Below are 26,681 nucleotides of genomic sequence, written 5' to 3'. Positions count from 1 at the left end.
TAAGTCAAAGCACAAACTGCGCCAAGCGCCTGTGGTTCCAGAGAGGATCGGAAAAAGCGGCGCATCATACCAGCAGCCGAGGGCCAGTGGCGCATAGGCTTGATCATGGCCTTGAGGCATACTGCGCCGACGTTTATTACAGGGTCATCGACAGCATGAAAAAAGCCAGCGCCTGGAGTCTAGCTCTGTTCGGTTGTATCGGCCTGTGGCTCGGCGCAGCACCGGCGTGGGGCGCGCCTGCACCGGCGTTGAGCGAGGTGCGGGTGTTCAAGGTGCAGTCGGCCACTTGCACTGAAACCATCCCTGAGCGGGCGGCCAGCACCCAGATGTGCACGCACCGCGGGCAAACCTTCGTGTATGTGATGGAAGTCGGCCTGGGCAACAGCTCCCAGGCGTTTTTCGATGGCGCGCCGGTGTCCGGCAGCAGCACCGCCATCTGCCAGGTCGGCGCCATCAGCCAGGCGTGCAGCGGCGCCGGCACGTTGATGGGCTACATCTATACGTTCCAGCTGGATATCGAAGCCGGCGGCACGTTCCAGTACAGCAACACGTCGATCAACCCGCCGCGCAACCAACTGGTCACCACCCTCAGCATTCGCTGATCACCACCCATCAATTGCCTTGAACGCTCATAACCCCGGGAAGTCGTACCGCTAAGACGGCGACTTCCCTGAACGCCGCGATTGCACACCAATCCGTGAGGTGTTTATGAGCGCGACCCCCAACGGCGCGGCGGCCAAGCCGTTCGTCAGCCATCCGATACGCCTGACCCTCAATCGCCAAGACCTTCAGTTGGACGTATTGCCCTGGACCACCCTGTTGGACCTGCTGCGCGAGCAACTGGACCTGACCGGCACCAAGAAGGGCTGCGACCACGGCCAGTGCGGCGCCTGCACGGTGTTGCTCAACGGTAAGCGGGTGAACGCCTGCCTGACCCTGGCGGTGATGTGCGACGGCGCCGAGTTGACCACCATTGAAGGCCTGGCCTCGGGCGAAGACCTGCACCCGATGCAGCAGGCGTTTATCAAGCACGACGCTTTCCAGTGCGGCTACTGCACCCCAGGGCAGATTTGCTCGGCGGTGGGCCTGGCCCGCGAAGGCCGCGCCCACGACACCGCGCAAATCCAGGAACTGATGAGCGGCAACCTGTGCCGGTGCGGCGCCTACAACAACATCCGCGACGCCATTGAAGAAGCCTTGCCCGCGTGCCGCACGCAGGGAGGTGAGCAATGAATCCCTTCCACTACAGCAAGCCGGCCGACGTGCAGGAGGCGGTGCACCTGGTCAGCCCGGCGTCGCGTTTTATCGCCGGTGGTACCAACCTGCTGGACCTGATGAAAGAAAACATCAGCCGCCCCGAACACCTGATCGATATCACCGGCCTGCCGCTTCGCGACGTTGAAGAAACCACTGAGGGCGGCTTGATGATCGGCGCCCTGGTGAGCAACGCCGACCTGGCCTGGCACCCCTTGATCGAGGAGCGCTACCCGCTGCTGTCCCAGGCCATCCTTGCCGGTGCCTCACCGCAATTGCGCAACATGGCCAGCACCGGCGGCAACCTGTTGCAGCGCACCCGTTGCTACTACTTCTATGACGCCGCCGTGCCCTGCAACAAGCGCGAGCCCGGCAGTGGTTGCCCGGCGCGGGTCGGTTTGAACCGCATCCACGCGATCCTCGGGGCCAGCGACCAGTGCGTCGCCACCCATCCCTCGGACATGTGCGTGGCCCTGGCTGCCCTGGATGCCCGGGTGCATGTGCAAGGTCGTGGCGGTGCACGGGTCATCGAGTTTGCCGATTTCCACCGCTTGCCGGGCGACGCGCCCGAGCGGGATAACCAGTTGGCCGACGACGAACTGATCATCGCGATCGAGTTACCGGCCGACCACCTGGCTGCCCACAGCCACTACCTGAAAATCCGCGACCGGGCGTCCTATGCGTTCGCGCTGGTGTCGGTTGCGGCTGCGCTGGAATTGGACGGCGATGTGATCGTCGACGCCCGGCTGGCCCTGGGCGGCGTCGCCCACAAACCCTGGCGCGACCGCGCGGTTGAAGCGGCGCTGATCGGCCAGGCCGTCAGCCGCGAAACCTTCAGCGCCGCCGCCGAAGCCCTGCTGCTGGACGCCGAGCCCTTGGAGCACAACGGCTTCAAGATCAAACTGGCCCGCCGCGCGATCATTCGCGCCCTGAGCGATGCCGCTGTTGCAGGAGCCACGTCATGAGCGCGATCGGCAAACCGTTGGACCGGGTGGACGGTCTGCTCAAGGTCACCGGGCACGCGCGTTATGCCGGTGAGTTTCCCGAAGTTGGCCTGCTGCACGGCAGCGTGGTGTCGAGCACCATCGCCAAGGGGCGCGTCATTCGCATTGATGCGTCCAAAGCCCTGGCGCTGCCCGGTGTGTTGATGGTGCTCGATCACCTCAACCGCCCGAAACTGGCGAGCTACGATGACAGCTACGCCGACGCCGATGCCGCCGACGGCTCGCCGTTTCGCCCGCTGTATAACGACCGTGTGCTCTACAGCGGCCAGCCGCTGGCGTTGGTGATCGCCGATAACCTGGAACTGGCGCGCCACGCCGGCTCCCTGGTGGAGATCGAATACGCCGTCGAACCCTCCGAGACCGACCTGCTGGCCTTGCAGGACCAGGCGCACCCGTCGCCGCAAACACCGCCCAAGCCGCGCGGCAACTTCCAGGCCGAATGGACCGGTGCCGCCACCTGCCTGGATCTGCACTACAGCACGCCCATCGAACACCATAACCCGATGGAGCCCCACGCCAGTACCGTGCTGTATCAGCCGGACGGCACCCTGCATATCCACGACAAAACCCAGGGCCCGCAGAACTGCCAGGCCTACGTGCAGAAAGTCTTCGGCCTGGACAAAAGCCAGGTACGGATCTTTGCCGCGTTCGTCGGCGGCGCGTTTGGTTCCGGCTTGCGTCCGCAGTACCAACTGCCATTGGCAGTGATGGCGTCCCTGGCGTTGAAGCGCTCAGTACGCGTCACCCTCACGCGCCAACAGATGTTCACCTTCGGCTACCGTCCGCGCACCTTGCAGCGCCTGCAACTGGGCGCTGCCGCCAATGGTCGCTTGCTCGCGCTGGGGCACACCGCCATCGGCCAGACCTCGCGCTTCGAAGACTTCAGCGAACACGTGGTGGAATGGAGCGGCATGCTCTATCACTGCGACAACGTGCTGTTGACCTACAAGCTGGTGCCGCTGGATGTGTTCACACCGTTGGACATGCGCGCCCCCGGCGCGGCGCTTGGGGTGATCGGCCTGGAGTGCGCCATGGACGAACTGGCCTGCGCCCTGGGCATCGACCCGGTGCAGTTGCGGCTGATCAACTATGCCGAGCGCAATCAGAATGAAGACAAGCCCTGGTCCAGCAAGGCCTTGCGCGAATGCTACAGCGAAGGTGCCGAACGGTTCGGTTGGAGCCAGCGCAACCCGGAACCGCGAAGCATGCGTGATGGTCGCCAGTTGATCGGTTGGGGCATGGCCGGTGGCGTGTGGGAAGCCCTGCAAATGAAGGCCAGCGCCAAGGCGCGCATCGACCACCTCGGCAAACTCACGGTCAGCAGTGCCACCACCGATATCGGCACCGGCACCTACACGGTCATGGCTCAAATTGCCGCCCAGGCCAGTGGTGTTTCGGTAGGCGACGTCACATTCCTGCTGGGGGATTCGTCACTGCCGACGGCGCCGTTGCAAGGTGGCTCGTTTACCGTGTCGTCGGTGGGCAGCGCGGTGCAGCAGGCGTGTGAGGCGTTGAATGCCAAGCTGTTGGACATTGCGCGCAAGACGTATCCGGCTTTTAAGGACTCCGAGTCGGCGCGGTTCGAAAATGGCCAGTTGCATGCCGGTGACCAGCGCATCTCCCTGGCGCAACTGGTGCAGGACAGCGGCGAGCAGGCGCTGGAAGTGCAGGTGGATTGCGAGCCCGACAAGAAACGCGAAGGCTATGCCTCAGCCACGCATTCGGCGGTGTTTGTCGAAGTGCGGGTGGATGAGGACCTGGGCACCATCAAGGTCAGCCGGGTGGTCAGTGCGATTGCGGCGGGGAGGGTGGTCAATCCGAAAATGGCCCGCAGCCAGATCCTCGGCGGGGTGGTCTGGGGGATTGGCATGGCGTTGCATGAAGAAACCCAGATTGATCATCAATTGGGCCGCTACATGAACCACAGCCTGGCCGAGTACCACATTCCGGTAAACGCGGACATCGGCGAGATTGACGTGCTGTTTGTCGAAGAACACGACGAAATCGTCAACGCCCTGGGTTCCAAGGGCGTTGGCGAGATCGGGATAGTCGGGGTGGCGGCGGCGGTGGCCAACGCGGTGTATCACGCCACCGGCAAGCGGGTGCGGGACTTTCCCGTCACCCTCGACAAGGTGTTCTAAACCTTGGTGTCTTGCGCCGGCACATGCATGCGGTCGCGGTTGGCCAGGGTCGGGAACAGTTTGATCCAGACCCCGGTCACCACCAGCGTACCAATCCCGCCCATGACCACGGCGGGTACGGTGCCGAACCAGTGGGCGGTGATCCCGGACTCGAACTCGCCCAGCTGATTCGACGCGCCGATAAACAGCCCGTTCACCGCACTCACCCGGCCGCGCATTTCATCGGGGGTTTCCAGCTGTACGAACGAAGCACGGATCACCATGCTGATCATGTCGGCTGCGCCCAATACCACCAGCACCGCCAGGGAGAACCAGAACGAGGTCGACAGGCCGAACGCAATGGTCGCCACGCCAAACACCCCAACCGCCGTAAACATGATCCGCCCCACATGCCGGTCTACCGCAAACCGCGCGAGCCACAAGGACATGACCAGCGCCCCGACCGCCGGTGCCGAACGCAGCAGCCCGAGCCCCCACGGCCCGGTCAGCAGAATGTCCTTGGCAAACACCGGCAGCAGGGCCGTGGCACCGCCCAGCAGCACGGCAAACAGGTCCAGGGAAATCGCCCCGAGGATGTCGGGCCGGCTGCGAATAAAGCGAATCCCGGCCAGCAACGAGTCCATGGTCGCCTTGGCCTTGTTCAACGGCGTCTGCCGTGCCGGCAGGTTCAGGGTCAGCACGCAGGCGATCAGGTACAGCGCCACGGTCGGGCCATACACCCAGACACTGCCAAAGGCATAGAGCAAACCGCCCAGGGCCGGCGCCACGATGGTTGCCAATTGCTGGGCCGATTGCGACGACGCCACGGCGCGAGGAAACAGTGCGGTCGGCACGATGCTCGGCAGCATGGCCTGGGTGGTGGGCATTTCAAACGAGCGCGCAGCGCCCAGCAGGAACGCCAGGATAAAAATCATCTCGCGGGTGACGTTGCCGGTCAGTCCGCCGATCGCCAGGGACAGTGCGATCAAGGCCTGTACGGTCTGGCAGATGGCCGCGACCTTGCGCCGTTCGTAGCGGTCGGCCACATGGCCGGTGTGCAGCATGAACAGCACCCGCGGCACGAACTCCACCAGGCCGACCAGACCCAGGTCCAGCACGTTGCCGGTCAGTTGATAGAGGTTCCAGCCGATGGCCACGGTGAGCATCTGGAAGCCGCTGGCGGTGAAGATCCGCGCCAGCCAGAACGCGATGAAAGGGCGGTGGTGACGTAACAGCAGCGCGGGTTCACTGGGCATCGGGGAGACAGGTCTGGGTGGGGGGAAAGTGAGGTTATCACCAACTTGTAACCAATAGTTGCGTAGGTGGGGTGGGGGAGGAGATATGTACAGCTGACGGGGTACATATCCGTTTCTTTGGTAACGGCTACTTATGGTTCCGCTCTTACAGCGGGTCACTTTGCAAAAGCGGCAAAGTAACCAAAGCGCTCTGCCCCGCCTGTCGGCACCTCGCCTAGGCTCGGTGTTCCCTCACTCCGGCGATGCTCCGCGGGCCGCCGCGATGGGCCATCCTTGGCCCAGCGCGGCTAAACCGGCGTCCTGCCGGTTTACCCGCTCCGCACCACCTGCGTTCGGCCTCGGGCTTATTGGGGCAGTCAGAGCCAGATCAAAATCAAAAGCAAGAGCACAGCGGCCTACAGGCCGGCTTGAGTGGTAGAAGCCAGAGCAAAAGCAAAAGCAAAAGCAGAGCCGCTTTTCTGTAGGAGCCGGCTTGCCGGCGAAAATCCTGAGAGCGCCGCGTTCATTCAGGACGCCAACGTCATCGTTAACGACCATCGCCGGCAAGCCAGCTCCTACATTTGGACCGTGCCCGCTCTGGCTTTAGATTTTGATTTTGCCTTTGCTTCACACCACTCAAGCCGGCCTGTAGGCCGCTGTGCTCTTGATCTGCTTTTGATCTTGATCTTAGGCGCCCCGTTAAACCACGCTGGCCGAACGCAGGTGGTGCGGAGCGGGTAAACCGGCAGGACGCCGGTTTAGCCGCGACGGGGCAGGGACGCCCCGTCGCGGCGGCCCGCGGAGTAGTACCGGAGTGCGGGCACACCGAGCCTAGGCGAGGTGCCGAGTGGTGGGGCAAGAGCGTTTTGCTTACTTTTGCGCTGTTCAAAAGTGAGCCGCTGTAAGAGCGGAACCATAGGCGGCCATCACCCAAATAACGGATATGCCCCCAACACCCGCCCAATCCCGCCTCAAAAGATGGGCAGCTACAGATATTACGCAGGCCCCCTCACCACTGAGGCAACCTGTCACGCGGCAAAAGACCACGCCTTGCTCTCGCGAAAATGGGACTACTCTTTCAGCAATGCTTGATCCAGATCAAAACCTTCGCCGGGATTGCTCTGGCGGCCGCAAGGCCAGAATCCCTGCGTGGCTGGTTAAAAAAAGAAACGAATTTAAATTCGCCACACTCCATATCCGTGGGGGCAGTGGGTGCAGGCCTCCAGCCAGCATTCGGTATTACCTGACAGAGGAAGACTTATGTTCGGTTTGGAGGCGCTAGATCTCGCCCGAATTCAATTCGCGTTCACCATCTCATTCCATATCCTGTTCCCGGCCATCACCATCGGTCTGGCCAGTTACCTTGCGGTGCTGGAAGGCCTGTGGCTCAAGACCCACAACGACACTTACCGTGACCTCTACCATTTCTGGTCGAAGATCTTTGCCGTCAACTTCGGCATGGGCGTGGTCTCCGGTTTGGTCATGGCTTATCAGTTCGGCACCAACTGGAGCCGCTTCTCGGACTTCGCCGGCGCCGTCACCGGGCCGTTGCTCACCTATGAAGTGCTCACGGCGTTCTTCCTCGAAGCCGGGTTCCTTGGGGTGATGTTGTTCGGCTGGAACAAGGTCGGACGCAAGCTGCACTTCTTTGCCACGGTGATGGTGGCCGTCGGTACGCTGATCTCGACCTTCTGGATTCTCGCCTCCAACAGCTGGATGCAGACGCCACAGGGCTTTGAAATCATTGATGGCCGGGTGATTCCTACCGACTGGCTGGCCGTGATTTTCAACCCGTCGTTCCCCTACCGCCTGATGCACATGGCCACGGCAGCGTTTGTCGCGACCGCGTTCTTTGTCGGCTCCTCGGCGGCCTGGCACTTGCTGCGCGGCAAGGACAATCCGGCGATCCGCACCATGCTCTCGATGGCGATGTGGATGGCACTGATTGTCGCGCCAATCCAGGCCGTGATCGGTGACTTCCATGGCCTCAATACCCTGAAGCATCAACCGGCGAAGATCGCTGCGATTGAAGGCCACTGGGAAAATATCGGCAACGAGCCCACGCCGCTGATCCTGTTCGGCTGGCCGGACATGAAGGCCGAGAAAACCAGATTCGCCGTGGAAATCCCGTACCTGGGCAGCCTGATCCTGACCCACTCCCTGGACAAGCAGGTGCCGGCCCTCAAGGAGTTCCCGCCTGAGGACCGTCCCAACTCGACCATCGTGTTCTGGTCGTTCCGGGTCATGGTGGGCCTGGGCTTCCTGATGATTTTCACCGGCCTGTTCAGCCTCTGGCTGCGCAAGGGCGACAAGATGTACACGTCCAAGCCGTTCCTGTACCTGGCGTTGTGGATGGGCCCGTCCGGCCTGATCGCGATTCTCGCCGGTTGGTTCACCACGGAAATCGGTCGTCAGCCGTGGGTGGTCTACGGGCTGATGCGCACGGCGGACGCCTCGTCCAACCACAGCTTTGCGCAGATGAGCATTACGTTGGTGTTGTTTGTGGTGGTGTATTTCGCGCTGTTCGGCGCGGGCCTGGGCTACATGATGCGCCTGGTGCGCAAAGGGCCTGTGACCCATGAAAGCACCGAGCCCACCCACGGTGGCCCCGGGCAGAAACGCACACCGGCCCGTCCGTTGTCGGCGGCCGATGACAGCGCCGACGCCGATCACGGCGACACCTTGAACAAGGGGAACTGAGCCATGGGTATTGATCTTCCGCTGATCTGGGCCGTGATCATCATCTTCGGCATCATGATGTACGTGGTCATGGACGGCTTCGACCTGGGGATCGGCATTCTCTTCCCGTTTATCCCGGGCAAGACCGACCGTGACGTGATGATGAACACCGTCGCCCCCGTGTGGGACGGCAACGAAACCTGGCTGGTACTGGGGGGCGCGGCGCTGTTTGGCGCGTTCCCGCTGGCCTACTCGGTGGTGCTCTCGGCGCTCTATCTGCCACTGATGCTGATGCTGATCGGGCTGATCTTTCGCGGTGTGGCGTTTGAGTTCCGCTTCAAGGCCAAGGACGACAAGCGTCACCTGTGGGACAAGGCTTTCATCGGCGGCTCGCTGGCCGCGACGTTCTTCCAGGGCGTGGCACTGGGGGCGTTCATTGATGGGATTCCGGTGGTCGACCGCCAGTTTGCCGGCGGCTCACTGGACTGGCTGACGCCGTTCACGATGTTCTGTGGCGTGGCCCTGATCGTGGCGTACGCGCTGCTGGGTTGCACCTGGCTGATCATGAAGACCGAAGGCAGCCTGCAGGAGAAGATGCACAACCTGGCACGGCCCCTGGCATTCGTGGTGCTGGCGGTGATCGGTATCGTCAGCCTCTGGACGCCGCTGGCCCACCCGGAAATCGCCTCGCGCTGGTTCACCCTGCCGAACCTGTTCTGGTTCCTGCCGGTGCCGATCCTGGTGCTGGTGACCATGTACGGGCTGATTCGCGCCGTGGCCCGCAATGCGCACTACACGCCGTTCCTGCTGACGCTGGTGCTGATCTTCCTCGGTTACAGCGGCTTGGGTATCAGCCTGTGGCCGAACATCATCCCGCCATCGGTATCGATCTGGGACGCTGCCGCTCCGCCGCAAAGCCAGGGCTTCATGCTGGTGGGCACACTGTTCATCATCCCGTTCATCCTGGGCTATACCTTCTGGAGCTACTACGTGTTCCGCGGCAAGGTCACCCACGAAGACGGTTACCACTAGGAGGATTGACTCATGTCCGGCAAACCTTCGTTGCACGACATCGAACAGGCCGAGAAAAAGCCGCTCTGGCAGCGGCTGGGCTGGCTGGCGATGATCTGGACCGGCAGTGTCGTTGCCCTGTTCGTGGTGGCCAGCCTGATGCGCATGTTCATGAATGCCGCGGGCCTGACCACCCACTGACATCCCGTTGTACGTATTGCCCTCCTTTATGGAGGGCTTTTTTATTTACGCGCCTTGAGCACCACGAACTTCGGCGTGGTGGCCACTTGCTCGACGCCGCGGAACAAGCGCGCCAATTTGGTGTGATAACCCAAGTGACGGTTGCCGACGATATACAGCGCGCCGCCGACCACCAGGGCTTCCCGCGCCTGCTGGAACATGCGCCAGGCGAGGAAGTCGCCCACCACCTGCTGCTGGTGGAACGGCGGGTTGCACAGCACCACGTCCAACGATTGCGGCGCTTGATCGGCCAGGCCATCGCCGGGGCGGATCAGCACGTCACGTTCGCCCAGCGCTGCGCGCCAGTTCTCGGCCGCCGATTGCACGGCCATATAAGACTCGTCCACCAGCGTGTATTGCGCCTCGGGGTTTTGCAGCGCGCTGGCAATCGCCAATACGCCGTTGCCACAGCCCAGGTCCGCAACCCGGGCGCCGCCCAGGTTGCTCGGCAGGTGTGGCAGAAAGGCGCGAGTGCCGATGTCCAGGCCTTCGCGGCAGAACACGTTGGCGTGGTTGAGCAGTTCGATGGCCGGGGTTTCCAGGCTATAGCGCGTAGGGTAGGGCGACACGGCGTGTGGCCGGTCGGCCAGGGTGGCGATCAGCAGGCGGGCTTTTTTCACCGCCAGTGAAGCGTGCATCGGGCCGATGTAGCGCTCCAGCAATTCACCGGCGGCGCGGGGCAGGTGCTTGACCATCGCCCCGGCAATCACCTCGGCACCTGGGGCCAGTTGGCCCTGCAGGCGAATCAGTTGTTCTTCCAGCAGGGCCAGGGTCTTGGGTACGCGGATCAGTACTCGGTCGAACGGCCCGACCGGCGTCTGGCTGGCGGGCAGGAACGTTACCGCGTCGAAGGCCTTGCCGTTGCGCGCCAGGTTTTTTTCCAGGCCCAGGGCACCCAGGAACGAGTCGCCGCTGGAGGTGACCTGCACATGCCCTTCGAGGCTGGCCGCCAGGGCGCCGAAACTGTCGTTGAGCACCAGCACGCGAGTGGCTGGGGTCGGCTGCTGTTCCGCCAGGTGGCTGAGCAAATACTCGTCGGCCGCATCAAAGGCTTGCAACGGGTCGTTGTGCTGTTCGGGCTGGCGGATCAGGTCGAGTTGGGCGAAGGCGCTGTCGAGCAGGGGCATGGCGGGGGAGACTCTGGGTAAACGGACCATCTGGGTGAACGGCGACGCGGCCCTTGGAGCTTGCGTCATCACCCGGAACTGGCTGCAAATGTTACGTTTTTTTTGAGGGGATTACATTCGGTGTTTTAAAACAGACCCGCTTTGACAGCGGTCATCACGGCGGCAATCTTGTTCGAGACGCCCAGCTTTTTCATGGCACTGCTGATATGAAAGCCGACCGTGCGTTCTGACAGGCAGAGAATAGTCGCAATGTCCGAGGCGGTTTTACCCATGGCCGACCATTGCAGGATTTCGGTCTCGCGCGGGGTCAATTTGCTGGGCGCTTGCACGCCGGGCTTGTCGGCATACTTCTGTGCCACCACCGCGTGCAGGGCGTGACAAAGCCATAGGGCTTGCCCGGCTTTCTCGTAAAGTTCTTCAGGGCTTACAGGGCCGGTATCGCGTCCCAGGCTCAGCATGCTGAAAACCCCCTGAAAGTCATGGACTGACTGGGTCCATCCGAAATTCAAGCCTTGGGATTGGGCGTGAACCCATAAGTCCGGTACCGAGGAAAAGGTTTTTTCGTCCCATACGATCGGCAGCACCGAGCGCTTGCAATGGGCCACAACGGGGTCCAGGTCAAAGTAGTCTTGTTGTTTGTAGAGGGTGTTCCATTCATTTGAATAGTTGTTGATGCGGACGGTCTTCGTTGGGTTGTTTGGCAGGTGAGAACTGAGTGTGAATCCGCAGTACTGAAAGTCGAGTTCGTAGGTAAGATTCAGGGCCGCTTCATACATACTGGTGATTTCGTTCTCGCCTTCCAGTTTGGGTAAGCGAGTATTGCGCCAGTTGACCATTTCTACATCTCCATGAGTTTTCCCTTTCTATCTGTGACTTGGGACTGCTCGCCTCTCAGGGTCGACCCGAAAATCAGTGTAGGACACGAGCCGGGTGTAAAAATGAAAAATTAGTTATCCCCGACGGGCTTTTAGAAGGCCAGGCGCTCTACAGAATTAAACGCTTTGTATAAGTTGTCTGTGTTTAATGCGGAATGTTTAGTGTTATTAATGGCTTGTCCTTAATGTCACTTTGATGGTGTTTATATGCCTTACACCATCTAATCGCTGATTGGGTGTGAGCTAATAGCTAAATAGTTAGTACAAATTGAAGGGTTGCTATTTTAGCTTTTCAGAAAAAACCTGCATCCCTAGCCCCTCGTGGCAGCAATGCCAGTACAAACCAGCGGTGTTTCCAGGCGCGGCTTTGAGGGACACTAGGGGTCTGTGCAAAACGGAGTTCCCCATGACGGCCAGTGCTGAAAAATTCACCCGCCAGACGTTGCTTGACGTGCAATCCCTGACCCCCAGCCTGTTTACCCTTCGTACGACCCGGGACCCGGGCTTTCGATTTCGCGCCGGCCAATTCGTGCGCCTGGGCGTCACCAAGACCGATGGCAGCATTGTGTGGCGTGCCTATTCGGTGGTGTCCTCGCCGTTTGATGAGCACCTGGATTTCTTCTCCATCGTGGTGCCGGGCGGTGAGTTCACCAGTGAACTGAGCCGCCTGCGTGCGGGCGATACCTTGTTGGTGGAGCGCCAGGCTACGGGCTTCCTCACCCTTGACCGGTTTGTGGATGGCCGCGATCTCTGGCTGTTGGGCACCGGGACTGGCATTGCGCCGTTTCTGTCGATCCTGCAGGACTTCGAGGTGTGGGAAAAATTCGAGCGCATCATCCTGGTCTACAGCGCGCGGGAGGCCCGGGAGTTGGCCTATCAGTCACTGATCCATGAACTGGGTGAACGCGAGTACCTGGCGGAACACGCCCACAAGCTCACTTACGTTCCCATCGTCACCCGTGAGCAACATCCGGGCGCACTGAATGGACGGATTACCACGCTGATCGAAAATGGCGAACTGGAGCGCGCTGCCGGCGTCGGGCTGACCCCCGAGCATTCCAGGGTGATGATTTGCGGCAACCCGCAGATGATCGATGACACCCGCCAGTTGCTCAAACAACGCGACATGCAACTGAGCCTGACCCGTCGCCCCGGCCAGGTGGCCGTGGAAAACTACTGGTAAAACAAAGGCGCCCCGAAGGCGCCTTTGCTTTATTTGCCGAGCTTACTCGGGCTTGCTGTTCTGTGCCTTGAGCAGATCGCGGATCTCCCCCAGCAGCTCTTCTTCCTTGGTAGGAACCGGCGGCAAGGTAGGCGCCACGGCCTCTTCGCGCTTCAGGCGGTTGATGGCCTTCACACCCATGAAGATTGCAAACGCGACGATCACGAAGTCGATCACGCTCTGGATGAACTTGCCATACGCCAGCACCACTGCAGGCGCATCGCCCTGGGCGGCCTTGAGTGTGACGGCCAGGTCGCCGAAGTCCACACCACCGATCAACAGACCGATAGGGGGCATCACTACGTCGCCTACAAACGAGGAAACAATTTTCCCGAAGGCGGCGCCGATGATAATACCGACGGCCATGTCGACCACATTACCTTTGACCGCGAAGGCCTTGAACTCACTTAACACGCCCATAGGTTATTCCTTGTTACAGATGAGGAGGTAGAAGCCAGTGTAAGACAGTGTGGCGAGGCTTGCTCGACACAACTGCTAACAGTGTCCGTTTTTATCGACACATTAAAACGCAAATAGTTTGCAAAGTGCCACCAATCGCGCGCGGAATACCCGCTATTTCAGGGGGTTACCACACTATTTTCTTTATCGGGGTGGTACGGCTTTTCTATTTATCTTCTGACTCGCGGGTCACTAGCCTCTGGCAAGCACAACTCAATGTGCACTAAAAAAACCAGAGGATACCTCGATGAAAAACCCTATTAGCCGCGGGCCTGTTTCTGCGCGACGGGTGCTGCTTGTAATGGGCGCCAGTCTTCTTTCGCTGTCCGTACACGCCGCCAACCTCACCCGCGATAATGGCGCGGCGGTCGGTGACAATCAGAACTCGCAAACTGCCGGGGCCAATGGCCCGGTGCTGTTGCAAGACGTGCAACTGATCCAGAAGTTGCAGCGCTTTGACCGCGAACGCATTCCGGAGCGTGTGGTGCATGCCCGTGGCACCGGCGCCCACGGTACATTCACCGTCACCGACAACCTCAGCGACCTGACCAAGGCCAAGGTATTTGCCGCCGGTGAAGCCACGCCGGTGTTTGTGCGCTTCTCTGCGGTCGTTCACGGCAACCATTCGCCGGAAACCCTGCGTGACCCGCGCGGCTTTGCCACCAAGTTCTACACTGCCGAAGGCAACTGGGACCTGGTAGGCAACAACTTCCCGACGTTCTTTATTCGTGACGCCATCAAGTTTCCGGACATGGTTCATGCCTTTAAACCTGACCCGCGCACTAACCTGGATGACGATTCCCGTCGTTTTGACTTCTTCTCCCATGTTCCAGAGTCCACGCGCACATTGACCGAGTTGTATTCGGACTCCGGTACACCGGCCAGTTATCGCGAGATGGATGGCAACGGTGTACATGCCTATAAGTTGATTAACGCCAAGGGCGAAGTGCACTACGTCAAGTTTCACTGGAAGAGCCTGCAAGGCATCAAGAACCTCGATCCCAAACAAGTGGTTGAAGTCCAGGGCCGCGATTACAGCCATATGACCAATGACTTGGTCACGCACATTAACAAGGGCGATTTCCCCAAGTGGGACTTGTATGTGCAAGTGCTGAAACCTGAGGACTTGGCCAAGTTTGATTTCGACCCGCTGGACGCCACCAAGATCTGGCCAGACGTGCCGGAGCGTAAAGTCGGGCAAATGGTGCTGAACCGCAACCCGGCCAACGTTTTCCAGGAAACCGAGCAAGTGGCCATGGCCCCGGCGAACCTGGTGCCGGGCATCGAGCCGTCGGAAGACCGCCTGCTGCAAGGCCGGGTGTTCTCCTATGCCGACACGCAAATGTACCGCCTGGGGCCAAACGCCCTGCAACTGCCGATCAACGCATCCCGGGTAACCGTCAATAACGGTAACCAGGACGGCGCGATGAACTTCGGCAAAACCACCACCGGCGTGAACTACCAGCCTAGCCGCCTGCTGCCACGGGAAGAGCCGCAAACCGCCCGTTACAGCCAGTCGGCCCTGTCGGGCAGCACCCAGCAGGCGAAGATCCAGCGTGAGCAGAACTTCAAGCAGGCCGGTGATTTGTACCGCTCGTTCAACAAGAAAGAGCGTCAGGACTTGATCGACAACTTTGGCGGCTCCCTGGCCACCACCGATGACGAGAGCAAGCACATCATCCTGTCGTTCCTCTACAAGGCTGATCCGGAGTACGGCACCGGCGTGACCAAAGTCGCCAAGGGTGACCTGGCCCGCGTCAAGGCGCTGGCTGAAAAACTGACGGACTGATGGGTTAGCCCCTGTCGGCGCCCGAGGGGGCGTCGACACCAGGCAGGAGAAACGCCATGCGTATCTACATCGCTTTATTCACCGCCTTGCTGGCTTTTACCGCTCATGCCGAGTCGTCCGACCCGGAAGCGGTGAAAACACAGCTCCAGGATTACTACTTCGACGCGGCCCGCCGTGGCGACGTGGACATGCTCAATACCTTCATCGAATCCGGCTATTCGCTGAACACCCAGGACGAAAAAGGCTACACCGCGCTGATTCTCGCGGCCTACCACGGCGAGGGTGCCTACGTGGACCGATTGCTCGCCGCCGGCGCCGATGCCTGCGTGCAGGACAAGCGCGGCAACACCGCGTTGATGGGGGCGATCTTCAAGGGAGAGCTGAAAATCGCCCAGCGTCTGCTTGCCACCGACTGCAACCCCGACCAGCGCAACGGCGCCGGACAAACGGCGGCCATGTATGCCGGGCTGTTCAAACGTGTGGAACTGCTGGACGAACTGAAAGCCAGGGGCGCCGATCTCAACGCCGAAGACCCGATCGGTAACAGCGCTTCACGTTTGGCCAGCGGTGAAATCCGTACCCCGGCGCCGCGCTGAGCTATCATCGCGGTTTTTCGGTTGGAGGTTCTCAAATGGCAAAGGCCAAGCGCATGTATGGCTGCACGGGGTGCGGCGCGACCTTTCCCAAGTGGGCCGGCCAGTGCACTGAGTGCGGTGCGTGGAACACCCTGACCGAAACCATGATTGAAAGTGGCGGCGCCGTGGCCCCCAGCGGCCGCTCCGGCTGGACCGGGCAACAAACCCAGATCAAGACCCTGGCTGAAGTCAGCGTCGAAGAAATCCCGCGTTTCTCCACAGCCTCCGGCGAATTGGACCGGGTGTTGGGCGGCGGCCTGGTGGACGGCTCGGTGGTGCTGATCGGCGGTGACCCGGGCATCGGCAAATCCACGATCCTGCTGCAAACCCTGTGCAGCATCGCCAGCCGTATGCCGGCGCTGTATGTCACCGGCGAAGAATCCCAGCAACAGGTGGCCATGCGCGCCCGCCGCCTGGGGTTGCCCCAGGACCAGCTGCGGGTGATGACCGAAACCTGCATTGAAAGCATCATCGCCACCGCGCGCCTGGAAAAGCCCAAGGTGATGGTGATCGACTCGATCCAGACGATTTTCACCGAACAACTGCAATCGGCGCCGGGTGGCGTGTCCCAGGTGCGGGAAAGTGCCGCATTGCTGGTGCGTTACGCGAAACAGAGTGGCACGGCGATTTTCCTGGTCGGCCATGTGACTAAAGAAGGCGCGCTGGCCGGGCCACGGGTGCTGGAACACATGGTCGACACCGTGCTGTATTTCGAAGGCGAGTCCGACGGCCGATTGCGATTGTTGCGGGCGGTGAAGAACCGTTTTGGCGCGGTCAACGAATTGGGTGTGTTTGCCATGACCGACCGGGGCTTGAAGGAAGTCTCCAACCCGTCGGCGATTTTTCTGACCCGCGCACAGGAAGAAGTCCCAGGCAGCGTGGTGATGGCAACGTGGGAAGGCACCCGGCCGATGCTGGTGGAAGTCCAGGCGCTGGTGGATGACAGCCACCTGGCCAACCCACGTCGGGTCACGTTGGGCCTGGATCAGAACCGTCTGGCGATGTTGCTGGCGGTGCTGCACCGCCACGGCGGCATTCCCACCCATGACCAGGACGTGTTCCTCAACGTGGTGGGCGGGGTCAAGGTGCTGGAGACCGCGTCCGACCTGGCGTTGATGGCGGCGGTGATGTCCAGCCTGCGCAACCGGCCGTTGCCCCATGACTTGCTGGTATTTGGCGAGGTGGGCCTGTCGGGTGAAGTGCGCCCGGTGCCGAGCGGGCAGGAGCGCCTTAAAGAAGCGGCCAAGCACGGCTTCAAGCGCGCCATCGTGCCCAAGGGCAATGCCCCGAAAGAAATGCCGCCGGGGCTGCAGGTGATCGGAGTGACCCGCCTGGAGCAGGCGCTGGATGCCCTGTTCGAATAATCGCCAGCCACACATCACCCCTGTGGGAGCCGGGCTTGCCCGCGATGGCGGTGTATCAGCTAATTGATATGCAAACTGACACACCGCCATCGCAGGCAAGCCAGCTCCCACATTTTCAGATCTCCAGCAAGGCGGCGAATTCCCGCTCCAACTCTGCCTGGTCGCCCAGATTCAACTCGATTATCCGCCGCAGGTGGCTGATCGAGTCGAGGTCGATGTGCTCGCACACAAAGCCCAACTGCCCGTGATCGTCATGGGTCAGCCGCACTTGCATCTTCACGTCGGTCTCGGCGTCCAGATGAATATCCACGTCGAACGACTCGTAGCGATGGCCCTGCCAGCCTTCGGGCCGTTGCACGAGCAATCCCTTGAGCGACAAATCCACCAGTTGCACCGGCCAGACATGGCCGTCTTGCGTGAGCTCGGTCTTGGCATCGAAGGCAATCCGTCGGAAACGGCGTCGGTCTGAAGGCTGTTCGCTCATGGTGAAACCCTCTGTGGATAAGAGAATTGTAGCCCTGCGCCATCATGGGGCGATTATTTCTGCTTTTTTCGCCCCGGCAAGGCTCTAGACCAACGTAGGGGGGTGGCCTTTAAGGCCAGTAGCGCTAAACTCGGGATGGCTGTCTTTCTGTCCACCCTGGCTGGAATATAAAAATGAAAAATAATAATAGCCTGCTACGCCATCTACCCTGGCTGCTGCTGGCAATCGTAGGAGCGTGCGCCCTGGGCGTAGTGGCCTTGCGCCGCGGCGAGGCGATCAACGCCTTGTGGATTGTGGTCGCAGCAGTGGCCATTTATCTGGTTGCTTACCGTTACTACAGTCTGTTCATCGCTAACCATGTGATGCAGCTCGATCCACTGCGGGCTACCCCCGCTGTGCTCAACAACGACGGTCTGGACTATGTGCCGACCAACAAACACATCCTTTTCGGTCACCACTTCGCGGCAATCGCCGGCGCTGGGCCTTTGGTCGGTCCGGTACTGGCGGCGCAGATGGGCTACCTGCCCGGTACGTTATGGCTGATCGCCGGCGTGGTGCTGGCGGGCGCGGTGCAGGACTTCATGGTCCTGTTCCTGTCCACCCGTCGCAACGGCCGTTCCCTGGGGGACATGGTCCGCGAAGAGATGGGCCGCGTGCCCGGGACCATCGCGCTGTTTGGCTGCTTCCTGATCATGATCATCATCCTCGCGGTGCTGGCGCTGATCGTGGTCAAGGCCCTGGCCGAAAGCCCGTGGGGCATCTTCACGGTGATGGCAACCATCCCGATCGCGATGTTCATGGGCATTTACATGCGCTACATCCGCCCGGGCCGCATCGGCGAGATCTCGATCATCGGCGTGCTGTTGCTGCTGGGCTCGATCTGGCTGGGCGGGCAGATTGCCGCTGACCCGGTATGGGGCAAGGCCTTTACCTTCACCGGCATCCAGATTACCTGGATGTTGATCGGCTACGGTTTCGTGGCGGCGGTGCTGCCGGTGTGGCTGATTCTCGCGCCACGCGACTACCTGTCTACCTTCCTGAAAATCGGCACTATCATCGCCCTGGCGATCGGCATTCTGGTGACCATGCCAGAGCTGAAAATGCCGGCGCTGACCCAGTTTATCGATGGCACCGGTCCGGTGTGGAAGGGCGGCCTGTTTCCGTTCCTGTTCATCACCATTGCCTGTGGCGCGGTGTCGGGCTTCCACGCGCTGATCTCCTCGGGCACTACGCCCAAGTTGCTGGCCAGTGAAGGGCACGCCCGTTACATCGGTTATGGCGGCATGTTGATGGAGTCGTTCGTGGCCATCATGGCAATGGTTGCCGCTTCGGTGATCGAGCCTGGCGTGTACTTCGCCATGAACAGCCCGGCCGCAATTGTGGGCGGTGACGTGGTGACCGTTGCGCAAACCGTCAGCAGCTGGGGTTTTGCGATTACCCCGGAAGCGTTGCAGGCAGTGGCGCATGACATCGGCGAGTCCACCATCCTGGCCCGTGCCGGCGGTGCGCCGACCCTGGCGGTCGGTATCGCGCAGATCCTGCACAGCGTACTGCCGGGTGAAAACACCATGGCGTTCTGGTACCACTTTGCGATCCTGTTCGAAGCGCTGTTCATCCTGACCGCAGTGGACGCCGGTACCCGTGCCGGTCGCTTCATGCTTCAGGACCTGCTCGGCTCCTTCGTACCGGCGCTCAAGCGTACCGAGTCCTGGACGGCCAACCTGATTGCCACCGCAGGTTGCGTGGCCATGTGGGGTTACCTGCTGTATCAAGGCGTGATCGACCCACTGGGCGGCATCAACACCTTGTGGCCGCTGTTCGGTATCTCCAACCAGATGCTGGCCGGTATCGCGCTGATGCTCGCCACCGTTGTGCTGATCAAAATGAAACGCCAGCGCTACATCTGGGTGACCATGCTGCCGGCAGTCTGGCTGCTGATCTGCACCGTGACCGCAGGCTTCATCAAGCTGTTCGACGCCAACCCGGCGATCGGCTTCCTGTCGCTGGCCAAGAAATACAGCGATGCCCTGGCCGGCGGCCAGATCCTCGCACCGGCCAAGAGCATCGACCAGATGCAGCACGTGATCTGGAACGCCTACACCAACGCAACGCTGACGGCGCTGTTCCTGTTCGTGGTCTTCAGCATCCTGTTCTATGCGCTCAAGGTCGGCATTGCCGCCTGGGGCAAAAAGGAACGTACGGATAAAGAAGCGCCATACCAGGCCATCCCGGACGCTTGATAGAGGATTGCAATCATGTTCAATGACATCAGTCGCCTCGGTAAATACCTCGGTCAGGCCGCGCGCCTGATGGTCGGCATGCCCGACTACGACACCTACGTCGAGCATATGCAAACCAAACACCCGGACAAGCCGATGATGGACTACAAGGCGTTCTTCCGGGAACGCCAGGAAGCCCGTTACGGCGGCAAGGGCGGGCCCAAGTGCTGTTGAAGCACCGCATTTGAGCCCAACACCCTACTGTAGGAGCCCGGCTTGCCGGCGATAGCGATCTTCAGACCGCCATCGCCGGCAAGCCGGGCTCCTACATTTCTTTTAGCGCATGGGAGATCGTTGTTTTGTTAACCCCCATCCCCGTCACCGTCCTCAGCGGCTTTCTTGGCGCTGGCAAGACCACCTTGTTGCGGCACCTGCTCAAGGCCGAGCACGGCTTGAAAATCGCCGTGATCGAGAACGAATTCAGCGACGCCGGTATCGACACCCAATTGCTGGGCAGCGAGCCGGTGCAAGTCATGACCCTGTCCAACGGCTGCGTTTGCTGCACCATCCACACCGACCTGACCAAGGCCCTGTACCTGCTGCTGGAACGCCTGGACAGCGGCGAGATCGCTTTCGACCGCCTGGTGATCGAGTGCACCGGCCTGGCCGACCCGGCCCCGGTAGCCCAGACCTTTTTCATCGATGAAGAACTGCGCGAGCGCTACATCCTCGACGGTATCATCACCCTGGTGGACGCGGCCCACGCCGAGCACCACCTGACCCAGACCATCGCCCAGGCGCAGATCGGGTTTGCCGACCGCCTGCTGGTGAGCAAGCGTGACCTGGTGGACGACGCCACCTTCGACGCCCTGAGCGAGCGCCTGACCCGCATCAACCGCCGGGCACCGATTCGTGTGGTGGAGCACGGCAAGATCGACCTCGCCGAACTGCTGGATGTGCGCGGCTTTAACCTGAACGCCGGGATGAGCCTGCGCCCGGTAAGCCAGGCGCCGTCCATCGACCGTATTTCCAGCCTGGTGCTGCGCACCGACCAGCCGCTGGATATCGACAAGCTCAGCGAGTTCATGAACGAACTGCTGGAAGACCACGGCAAGCAACTGCTGCGCTACAAGGGCGTGCTGAACATTGCCGGGGAAGACCGGCGCATGGTGTTCCAGGGCGTGCTGAAGCTTTACGGGTTCGATTGGGACACCGAATGGGCCGAAGGCGAGTTGCGGGAAAGTGTGATTGTGTTTATTGCCGACGAGTTGCCGGAAGAGAAGATTCGCGAAGGCTTTGCACGGGTTTACCAACCCTGAGTTGAAACGCAGTCAAAATGTGGGAGCGGGCAAGCCCGCTCCCACATTTGATTGCATTTCAGGCTGAGAAAGCAGGGTTTCCAGGCACAAAAAAGCCCGGCGCAAAGGCCGGGCTTTTCATTCAACCCACTGCAATCAAGCGCCGTATACCGGCAGCTTCTTGCAGATGGCCTTGACCTTCTCACGCACAGCGTCGATCACTGCTTCGTTGTTCAGGTCAGCCAGGATGTCGCAGATCCAGCCAGCCAGTTCCTTGCACTCTGCTTCCTTGAAGCCACGAGTAGTCACAGCCGGGGTGCCGAAGCGCAGGCCGGAGGTGACGAACGGCGAACGTGGGTCGTTCGGTACCGAGTTCTTGTTCACGGTGATGAAGGCTTTGCCCAGTGCGGCGTCAGCGTCTTTACCGGAGATGTCCTGCTTGATCAGCGACAGCAGGAACAGGTGGTTTTCAGTACCGCCGGACACCACGTCAAAACCGCGCTCGATGAACACACCGGCCATGGCCTTGGCGTTTTTCACCACTTGCTGCTGGTAGGTCTTGAACTCAGGCTGCAGGGCTTCCTTGAAGCAGATCGCTTTGGCGGCGATCACGTGCTCCAGCGGGCCACCTTGGCCGCCCGGGAAAACGGCGGAGTTCAGCTTCTTCTCGATCTCGGCGTTGGCGCGCGCCAGGATCAGGCCGCCACGTGGACCGCGCAGGGTCTTGTGGGTCGTGGTGGTCACTACGTCAGCGAATGGCACCGGGTTCGGGTAGACGCCAGCGGCGACCAGACCGGCCACGTGGGCCATGTCGACGAACAGGTAGGCGCCGACTTTGTCAGCGATTGCGCGGAAGCGTGGGAAATCCAGGATCTGCGAGTAGGCAGAGAAACCGGCCACGATCATTTTTGGCTTGTGCTCAACCGCCAGGCGCTCGACTTCGTCGTAGTCGATCAGGCCGTTGCCGTCGATGCCGTACTGAACGGCGTTGTACAGCTTGCCGGAGGAGGAAACGCTGGCGCCGTGGGTCAGGTGACCGCCGTGGGCCAGGCTCATGCCCAGGATGGTGTCGCCCGCTTGCAGCAGGGCCAGGTAAACGGCGCTGTTGGCTTGGGAGCCGGCGTGTGGCTGGACGTTGGCGTAATCGGCGCCGAACAGTTCCTTGGCGCGGTCGATTGCCAGCTGCTCAACGATGTCGACGTACTCGCAACCACCGTAGTAACGCTTGCCTGGGTAGCCTTCGGCGTACTTGTTGGTCAGAACCGAACCTTGAGCCTCCATAACCGCAGGGCTGGTGTAGTTTTCCGAAGCGATCAGCTCAATGTGCTCTTCCTGGCGCACGGCTTCTTGCTCCATGGCGGCAAAGAGATCGGCGTCGTACTTGGCAATAGTCAAATCACGGCTGAACATGGCGGTCCTCAAGGATCGGGGGCAGAAAAGAAGCGCATTCTAACCCAATGGGTTTTAGATGGCATATGAAAGGACATCATGTCGCGGACAAGCGGGATTCACTTGGGGATGAGTGGTGCCCCCTCGCCACAAAAGCCGCATCACACGCTCTTAGTCGAACATGAACAGCGCATCGTTGCTGAACTGCGCCTCAAACCGGTTCGCCGGCATCGGCCGCCCGAACAGGTAGCCCTGCACCTCGTCACAACCGTGCTCCCGCAGGAAGTCCAGTTGCTCATGGGTTTCCACGCCCTCGGCGATTACCGCCAGGTTCAGGCTGTGGGCCATGGCGATAATCGCCCGGGCAATCTGCGCATCCTGCTCACCCGACGGCAGGCCGTCGACAAAGGTGCGATCGATCTTCAGCACGTCGATGGGGAATTGCTTGAGGTAGTTCAGCGACGAATAACCCGTGCCGAAGTCGTCTACCGCAATGCTCAGGCCGAGGTTTTTCAGGCTGGCGAGGATCTGCATCGCTTCATTGACCTCGCGCATCAGGATACTTTCGGTCAGCTCCAGCTCCAGGCACGCCGGCGGCAGGCCGGTGTCCTTGAGGATAGTGGCGATGCGCTCCCCCAGTTGCCCGTCGGAGAACTGCCGGGCCGAGATGTTGACCGAGACCTTGGGCACCCGCACCTTGTTCTGGTGCCAGGTCTTGAGTTGACGGCAGGCTTCGCTGATCACCCAGTCGCCTACGTCCACCACCAGTCCCAACTCTTCCAGCACCGGGATGAAATCCCCCGGCGGCACCAGCCCGCGACGTGGATGGCGCCAGCGCAGCAGGGCTTCGGCGCCGGTCAGGCGTTTACCGTCGCCGCTGAACTGCGGCTGGTAATAGAGCACGAATTCGTTCTGTTCCAGGGCGTGGCGCAGGTCGCTTTCCAGCTCCAACCGCTCCAGGGCGCTGGCGTTCATGTCGGCCTGGTAGAACTGGAAGTTGTTCTTGCCGCGCTCCTTGGCGTGGTACATCGCCGTGTCGGCGTTCTTCATCAACTGGCTCAGCTCGTTGCCGTCCTGCGGGCTCAAGGCGATGCCGATACTGGCGGTCACGAAGAACTCGCGGCCCTCCAGCACAAACGGCTTCACCAGGCTGGCCAGGATCTGCTCGGCCACGTGAATCGCGCGGTTCAGCGCCATTTCACGGTTGACCCGTGGCTGCAGCAGCAAGGTGAACTCGTCGCCGCCCATGCGCGCCACGGTGTCGTCTTCGGCCACGCAACCCAGCAGGCGGGTGGCCATTTCCTTGAGCATGCGGTCGCCGGCGGCGTGGCCGAGGGAGTCGTTGATCGGCTTGAAGCGGTCGAGGTCGAGGAACATCAGCACCACCCACGACTTCTGCCGTTCCGCCGACTGCAACGCGGTGTGCAGGCGGTCCTGGAACAGCGTGCGGTTGGGCAGGTGGGTCAGGGCGTCGTAGTAGGCCAGGCGGTGGATCCGCTGTTCGCTGGCCTTGCGCTCGCTGATGTCACTGAAGAAGCACACGTAGCTGGCCAGGTCGCCTTCGTCATCGAACACGGCAGTAATCCCGACCCAGGCCGGGTAATGCTCGCCGTTGCGGCGCTTGAGCCACACTTCGCCTTCCCAGGTGCTGTGCTGGTGCAATTGCTTGAGCACGTAGCGCAGGTGAGCTTCCTGCTGTTCGTCGACGGTGAGCATGTTCGGCAACTGGTCGAGCACGTCCGCCACCGCATAACCGCTGACCCGGCTGAAGGCCTCGTTGGCCTGCACGATATAGCCGGCCGGGTCGGTGATCAGGATCGCCGAGGTGGAGTGTTCGAATACCGTGGCCGCCATGCGCAGGTCTTTTTCCGCGCGGCGTTGCTGGCTGATATCGCGCCCCACGCCGAGGATGCCTTCGAACGCGCCGTGCTCGTCCCACACCAGCACCAGGCGCAGCTCGATGGGGATCTTGCGCCCGTCGGCGCGCAGGCAGTCGAACAGGAACAACTGGGTCTGCACGTCGTTGCGCAAGGCCGCCAGGGATTCGGGTTGGTCCAGGGCGCGGCTGACTTGCTCCACCAGGGAGTAGATGCCGGTCAGTTGCTGCGGGTTGGCGATGGTCGATTGCCAGCCGTTTTCAAAGATCCAGTCAACGTCATAACCCAGCACCGCGTTCACCGAAGGGCTGACGTAGTTGAGGGCCAGCTTGCTGTCGGTGGAAAAGATCACGTCGCTGATGCTTTCGGCCAGCATGCGGTAGCGCTGTTCGCTGTCCCGCAGGGATTCGCTGGCCTCGATCTGGTCGGTGATGTCCTTGGCCACGCCGATAATGCGCGTCACCTGGTCGGTCTTGTCCCGGGCCAGGGCCTGTTCGCGGATATCGAAGCGCCGCCATTGGTTGTTGCGGTGACGAAAGCGCAGCTGGCACTGCAACTGGCTGAGGTAGCCGGCCTGGCGCTGTTGCTGACGCAGGTCGTGGTAGCGCTCGGCGTCTTCGGGGTGCAGCAGGATTTCCCAGAAATACTCGCCCATTTGCTGCAGTTCGGGCTTGTTGTAGCCCAGGGTGTGGCCAAGGTGGTGGTTGCTGAAAATCATCCGTTGGCTGATCACGTCCTGCACATACAGGTGATCGGGCACGGTGCGCACCACGTCCGACCAGAAACCCTCGCGCTCCACCAGCGACAGCTCGATCAGCTTGCGGCTGGTGATGTCGCTGATGCTCAGGATCACCGCCTTGAAGTCGTCCTGTTGCTCTGGCAGGCGCATCACCAGCCACAGGTATTGGTCGTTGCCTGCGACGTCGCTGAGCTGGATTTCCAGTTCGAGCTGTTTCTGTTGGGTCAGTACCGCGTCGATCACCTGGTGGCCGATGGCGGTAGGGCTCGACGGGCAGGCGTCGATCAGGCGTTCCCAGGCTTGCTCGCAAGAGGCGACATTCAGCAGGCGCACCGCCACCTGATTGACCTCGGTAATGCGCAGTTCCTTGAGCAATTGCTGGCGTTGCTCCGGGCTGTCTTGCAGTAACTGTTGCAACTGTTCGCGGGTTTGCAGTCGGGCTCTATCGAAGAAGGCACGCAGGCCAGACAGGTCCAGCACGCACAGCGCCACCCCGGTACCTTCGAAAATATCCTGGTAGCGGCGCCGCCCCTCGTGCACCTGGCGCTGGCGGCGGCGCATGTTCAGCAGCACGATCACCGGGATCAGCGAGAAGGCCAGGCCCAGCAGGCATTTGCCAATAAAGGCCGGCAGCAGTTGTTCCAGCACGGCAGCGCGGTCGAACAGGCCGCGCAGTTGCCAGTCGCTCTTGCTCAGGGGCGTGACCAGTACACTTTTGTTCAATTCGTCCGGGGTCAGCGACGAGGCCCATTGGGCCGGCATGCCGCTGTCACGGCTGACCACGCGGTGGTTGAGGCGGTTTTCGATGACCCACATGGGGCGCTGGCCCTGGCCGTCCTGGCGGGTCAGGTTGGCCAGGTAATTGGGCGCCAGGCGCAGGGCCCAGTACATCTTGGTGCCGCCGCTGGGCTGGTGCAGCAGCAGGTAGATGACGGTGCCGTCGTTGTTGTTGCTCAGGTAATAGGACTGGGCGTGGCTGCGCTTGACCAGTTCTTCAAGCCACGCGCTGTCCTGGCTGTCGCTGGCGCTGTCACTGATCATCGCGCCGCTGGGGGCGAGCAGGGCGACGCTGCGCAACTCCGGCAGGGAGCGTTGCAGGGTGCGCATCAGGATTTGTTGCTGTTCGGTGTCCCGGGGCGGCTCGACGATCGGTAGCAGGTTCAGGGCGATTTGCGCGCTGAGGGCCATGTTCAGGCTGATCTGTTCGGCCAGGTCGGCGCTGTAGTCGATGGTGTATTGCTGCTGGTTTTTCTGGTTTTGCTGCAACTGGTCCAGCAGTTGCCAGAACAATAACGCGAGCAGCAGCAGGACAAGCGTCGCCAATGCGCCCTTCAGGGTTCCGTGCAGGGGCGCTCCCGGCGCTATATGAGCGGCGCGCAGGGGAGTGGGCGGCGTGACGTTGGACAAACTGTGATCCTGCGGTTTGGCTGGACTGGCGCGCGACGTGCACTATAAGCCGGACGCCCGGAGGGCGGCTAGCATGCCTTGTGTTGTGGCAAAGTGCCAGCCCCGCCTGGCTGGACTGCCCACCCGCATTCAGGTAGCTTTGCCGGTTACGCGAGGGCGTTCCAGCCCCAGACAATCAGGCATCTACCGCACGCAGGCATTGATAGACATCAACGGCCCGCGCGGCGCATGGCCTGGCACGGGTTTCGCCCGCT

21 protein-coding genes are annotated in these 26,681 nt (G+C 61.2%); 14 read left to right on the top strand and 7 right to left on the bottom strand.

The window, feature by feature from the left end; genetic code table 11:
- The first annotated feature begins 155 nt into the window (after positions 1 to 155).
- From JFV30_RS24860 to JFV30_RS24845, 4 genes are all read left to right on the top strand, one after another.
- Positions 156 to 602 carry a DUF4879 domain-containing protein gene (locus tag JFV30_RS24860; RefSeq protein WP_201125418.1) on the top strand — a complete coding sequence of 149 codons (447 nt, stop codon included), beginning with the start codon at positions 156 to 158 and terminating at the stop codon, positions 600 to 602.
- A gap of 106 nt (positions 603 to 708) precedes the next feature.
- Positions 709 to 1,233, top strand: coding sequence for a (2Fe-2S)-binding protein (locus JFV30_RS24855; RefSeq protein WP_010174884.1), 525 nt, complete (start codon positions 709 to 711; stop codon positions 1,231 to 1,233).
- Positions 1,230 to 2,219, top strand: a complete 990-nt coding sequence (locus JFV30_RS24850) for an FAD binding domain-containing protein (protein ID WP_201125417.1) — start codon at positions 1,230 to 1,232, stop codon at positions 2,217 to 2,219. Before JFV30_RS24855 ends, JFV30_RS24850 begins: the two co-directional genes overlap by 4 nt.
- Complete coding sequence (locus tag JFV30_RS24845; RefSeq protein WP_201125416.1) at positions 2,216 to 4,399, top strand: xanthine dehydrogenase family protein molybdopterin-binding subunit; 2,184 nt, start codon at positions 2,216 to 2,218, stop codon at positions 4,397 to 4,399. Before JFV30_RS24850 ends, JFV30_RS24845 begins: the two co-directional genes overlap by 4 nt.
- Here JFV30_RS24845 and JFV30_RS24840 read toward each other — a convergent pair.
- The gene (locus tag JFV30_RS24840; protein WP_010174892.1) at positions 4,396 to 5,634 is read right to left on the bottom strand and encodes an MFS transporter; all 1,239 of its coding nucleotides are present in this window, start codon (positions 5,632 to 5,634) and stop codon (positions 4,396 to 4,398) included. The two genes, JFV30_RS24845 and JFV30_RS24840, sit on opposite strands and share 4 nt — an antisense overlap.
- Positions 5,635 to 6,873: 1,239 nt before the next feature.
- On the opposite strand from JFV30_RS24840, the gene JFV30_RS24835 reads away from it, so the two are divergent.
- From JFV30_RS24835 to JFV30_RS24825, 3 genes are read left to right on the top strand one after another with little or no spacing between them, the layout of a single operon-like run.
- Entirely contained in the window at positions 6,874 to 8,313 is a 1,440-nt protein-coding gene (locus tag JFV30_RS24835) for a cytochrome ubiquinol oxidase subunit I (RefSeq protein ID WP_010174899.1), read from the top strand.
- A 3-nt stretch (positions 8,314 to 8,316) separates the two neighbouring features.
- The gene (gene cydB, locus JFV30_RS24830; RefSeq protein WP_008432810.1) at positions 8,317 to 9,324 is read left to right on the top strand and encodes a cytochrome d ubiquinol oxidase subunit II; all 1,008 of its coding nucleotides are present in this window, start codon (positions 8,317 to 8,319) and stop codon (positions 9,322 to 9,324) included.
- Positions 9,325 to 9,336: 12 nt separating this feature from the next.
- On the top strand, positions 9,337 to 9,504 hold the full coding sequence (locus tag JFV30_RS24825) for a DUF2474 domain-containing protein (protein WP_010174906.1): 168 nt from the start codon (positions 9,337 to 9,339) through the stop codon (positions 9,502 to 9,504).
- A 41-nt stretch (positions 9,505 to 9,545) separates the two neighbouring features.
- On the opposite strand, the gene JFV30_RS24820 is transcribed toward JFV30_RS24825, so the two are convergent.
- Both JFV30_RS24820 and JFV30_RS24815 read right to left on the bottom strand, forming a co-directional pair.
- The gene (locus JFV30_RS24820) at positions 9,546 to 10,670 is read right to left on the bottom strand and encodes a methyltransferase (protein WP_201125415.1); all 1,125 of its coding nucleotides are present in this window, start codon (positions 10,668 to 10,670) and stop codon (positions 9,546 to 9,548) included.
- 125 nt (positions 10,671 to 10,795) lie between these two features.
- Positions 10,796 to 11,506 (bottom strand): helix-turn-helix transcriptional regulator, encoded by a 711-nt coding sequence (locus JFV30_RS24815; RefSeq protein WP_201125414.1) that lies wholly within the window; start codon positions 11,504 to 11,506, stop codon positions 10,796 to 10,798.
- A 445-nt stretch (positions 11,507 to 11,951) separates the two neighbouring features.
- On the opposite strand from JFV30_RS24815, the gene JFV30_RS24810 reads away from it, so the two are divergent.
- Complete coding sequence (locus JFV30_RS24810; protein WP_201125413.1) at positions 11,952 to 12,728, top strand: ferredoxin--NADP reductase; 777 nt, start codon at positions 11,952 to 11,954, stop codon at positions 12,726 to 12,728.
- Between the two features lie 42 nt (positions 12,729 to 12,770).
- Here the strand turns inward: JFV30_RS24810 and mscL are convergent, their stop codons facing one another.
- Positions 12,771 to 13,187, bottom strand: coding sequence for a large-conductance mechanosensitive channel protein MscL (mscL, locus tag JFV30_RS24805; RefSeq protein ID WP_010174913.1), 417 nt, complete (start codon positions 13,185 to 13,187; stop codon positions 12,771 to 12,773).
- Between the two features lie 286 nt (positions 13,188 to 13,473).
- On the opposite strand from mscL, the gene katB reads away from it, so the two are divergent.
- The 3 genes from katB to radA are packed head-to-tail and all read left to right on the top strand — an operon-like array spanning position 13,474 to position 17,014.
- Entirely contained in the window at positions 13,474 to 15,015 is a 1,542-nt protein-coding gene (gene katB, locus JFV30_RS24800; RefSeq protein WP_201125412.1) for a catalase KatB, read from the top strand.
- 56 nt (positions 15,016 to 15,071) lie between these two features.
- Complete coding sequence (locus JFV30_RS24795) at positions 15,072 to 15,611, top strand: ankyrin repeat domain-containing protein (RefSeq protein ID WP_201125411.1); 540 nt, start codon at positions 15,072 to 15,074, stop codon at positions 15,609 to 15,611.
- A gap of 35 nt (positions 15,612 to 15,646) precedes the next feature.
- A complete protein-coding gene (gene radA, locus JFV30_RS24790) occupies positions 15,647 to 17,014 on the top strand; it encodes a DNA repair protein RadA (protein ID WP_201125410.1) in 1,368 nt (455 codons plus the stop codon).
- A 115-nt stretch (positions 17,015 to 17,129) separates the two neighbouring features.
- On the opposite strand, the gene JFV30_RS24785 is transcribed toward radA, so the two are convergent.
- Entirely contained in the window at positions 17,130 to 17,498 is a 369-nt protein-coding gene (locus JFV30_RS24785) for a PilZ domain-containing protein (RefSeq protein ID WP_177043363.1), read from the bottom strand.
- Positions 17,499 to 17,671: 173 nt separating this feature from the next.
- Between JFV30_RS24785 and JFV30_RS24780 the strand changes: the two genes are divergently transcribed.
- The 3 genes from JFV30_RS24780 to yjiA all read left to right on the top strand — a co-directional run bounded on the left by JFV30_RS24780 (position 17,672) and on the right by yjiA (position 21,036).
- Complete coding sequence (locus JFV30_RS24780; protein WP_010174921.1) at positions 17,672 to 19,738, top strand: carbon starvation CstA family protein; 2,067 nt, start codon at positions 17,672 to 17,674, stop codon at positions 19,736 to 19,738.
- Between the two features lie 15 nt (positions 19,739 to 19,753).
- Positions 19,754 to 19,951 (top strand): YbdD/YjiX family protein, encoded by a 198-nt coding sequence (locus JFV30_RS24775; protein WP_003176208.1) that lies wholly within the window; start codon positions 19,754 to 19,756, stop codon positions 19,949 to 19,951.
- 125 nt (positions 19,952 to 20,076) lie between these two features.
- On the top strand, positions 20,077 to 21,036 hold the full coding sequence (yjiA, locus tag JFV30_RS24770; RefSeq protein WP_201125409.1) for a GTPase: 960 nt from the start codon (positions 20,077 to 20,079) through the stop codon (positions 21,034 to 21,036).
- A 135-nt stretch (positions 21,037 to 21,171) separates the two neighbouring features.
- Here the strand turns inward: yjiA and glyA are convergent, their stop codons facing one another.
- A complete protein-coding gene (gene glyA / locus JFV30_RS24765) occupies positions 21,172 to 22,425 on the bottom strand; it encodes a serine hydroxymethyltransferase (RefSeq protein ID WP_010174925.1) in 1,254 nt (417 codons plus the stop codon).
- Between the two features lie 150 nt (positions 22,426 to 22,575).
- Positions 22,576 to 26,427, bottom strand: coding sequence for a bifunctional diguanylate cyclase/phosphodiesterase (locus JFV30_RS24760; protein ID WP_169386346.1), 3,852 nt, complete (start codon positions 26,425 to 26,427; stop codon positions 22,576 to 22,578).
- Positions 26,428 to 26,681 lie beyond the last annotated feature (254 nt).

The organism is Pseudomonas sp. TH32, from assembly GCF_016650855.1.
Lineage (GTDB): Bacteria > Pseudomonadota > Gammaproteobacteria > Pseudomonadales > Pseudomonadaceae > Aquipseudomonas.
This window is presented reverse-complemented; position numbering and strand designations above follow the sequence as displayed.

Excerpts from the sequence above, each read along its gene's own strand:
- JFV30_RS24860 (WP_201125418.1), top strand. The coding sequence starts at position 156 with ATGAAAAAAGCCAGCGCCTGGAGTCTAGCTCTGTTCGGTTGTATCGGC.
- JFV30_RS24855 (WP_010174884.1), top strand. The coding sequence starts at position 709 with ATGAGCGCGACCCCCAACGGCGCGGCGGCCAAGCCGTTCGTCAGCCAT.
- JFV30_RS24850 (WP_201125417.1), top strand. The coding sequence starts at position 1,230 with ATGAATCCCTTCCACTACAGCAAGCCGGCCGACGTGCAGGAGGCGGTG.
- JFV30_RS24845 (WP_201125416.1), top strand. The coding sequence starts at position 2,216 with ATGAGCGCGATCGGCAAACCGTTGGACCGGGTGGACGGTCTGCTCAAG.
- JFV30_RS24840 (WP_010174892.1), bottom strand. The coding sequence starts at position 5,634 with ATGCCCAGTGAACCCGCGCTGCTGTTACGTCACCACCGCCCTTTCATC.
- JFV30_RS24835 (WP_010174899.1), top strand. The coding sequence starts at position 6,874 with ATGTTCGGTTTGGAGGCGCTAGATCTCGCCCGAATTCAATTCGCGTTC.
- cydB (WP_008432810.1), top strand. The coding sequence starts at position 8,317 with ATGGGTATTGATCTTCCGCTGATCTGGGCCGTGATCATCATCTTCGGC.
- JFV30_RS24825 (WP_010174906.1), top strand. The coding sequence starts at position 9,337 with ATGTCCGGCAAACCTTCGTTGCACGACATCGAACAGGCCGAGAAAAAG.
- JFV30_RS24820 (WP_201125415.1), bottom strand. The coding sequence starts at position 10,670 with ATGCCCCTGCTCGACAGCGCCTTCGCCCAACTCGACCTGATCCGCCAG.
- JFV30_RS24815 (WP_201125414.1), bottom strand. The coding sequence starts at position 11,506 with ATGGTCAACTGGCGCAATACTCGCTTACCCAAACTGGAAGGCGAGAAC.
- JFV30_RS24810 (WP_201125413.1), top strand. The coding sequence starts at position 11,952 with ATGACGGCCAGTGCTGAAAAATTCACCCGCCAGACGTTGCTTGACGTG.
- mscL (WP_010174913.1), bottom strand. The coding sequence starts at position 13,187 with ATGGGCGTGTTAAGTGAGTTCAAGGCCTTCGCGGTCAAAGGTAATGTG.
- katB (WP_201125412.1), top strand. The coding sequence starts at position 13,474 with ATGAAAAACCCTATTAGCCGCGGGCCTGTTTCTGCGCGACGGGTGCTG.
- JFV30_RS24795 (WP_201125411.1), top strand. The coding sequence starts at position 15,072 with ATGCGTATCTACATCGCTTTATTCACCGCCTTGCTGGCTTTTACCGCT.
- radA (WP_201125410.1), top strand. The coding sequence starts at position 15,647 with ATGGCAAAGGCCAAGCGCATGTATGGCTGCACGGGGTGCGGCGCGACC.
- JFV30_RS24785 (WP_177043363.1), bottom strand. The coding sequence starts at position 17,498 with ATGAGCGAACAGCCTTCAGACCGACGCCGTTTCCGACGGATTGCCTTC.
- JFV30_RS24780 (WP_010174921.1), top strand. The coding sequence starts at position 17,672 with ATGAAAAATAATAATAGCCTGCTACGCCATCTACCCTGGCTGCTGCTG.
- JFV30_RS24775 (WP_003176208.1), top strand. The coding sequence starts at position 19,754 with ATGTTCAATGACATCAGTCGCCTCGGTAAATACCTCGGTCAGGCCGCG.
- glyA (WP_010174925.1), bottom strand. The coding sequence starts at position 22,425 with ATGTTCAGCCGTGATTTGACTATTGCCAAGTACGACGCCGATCTCTTT.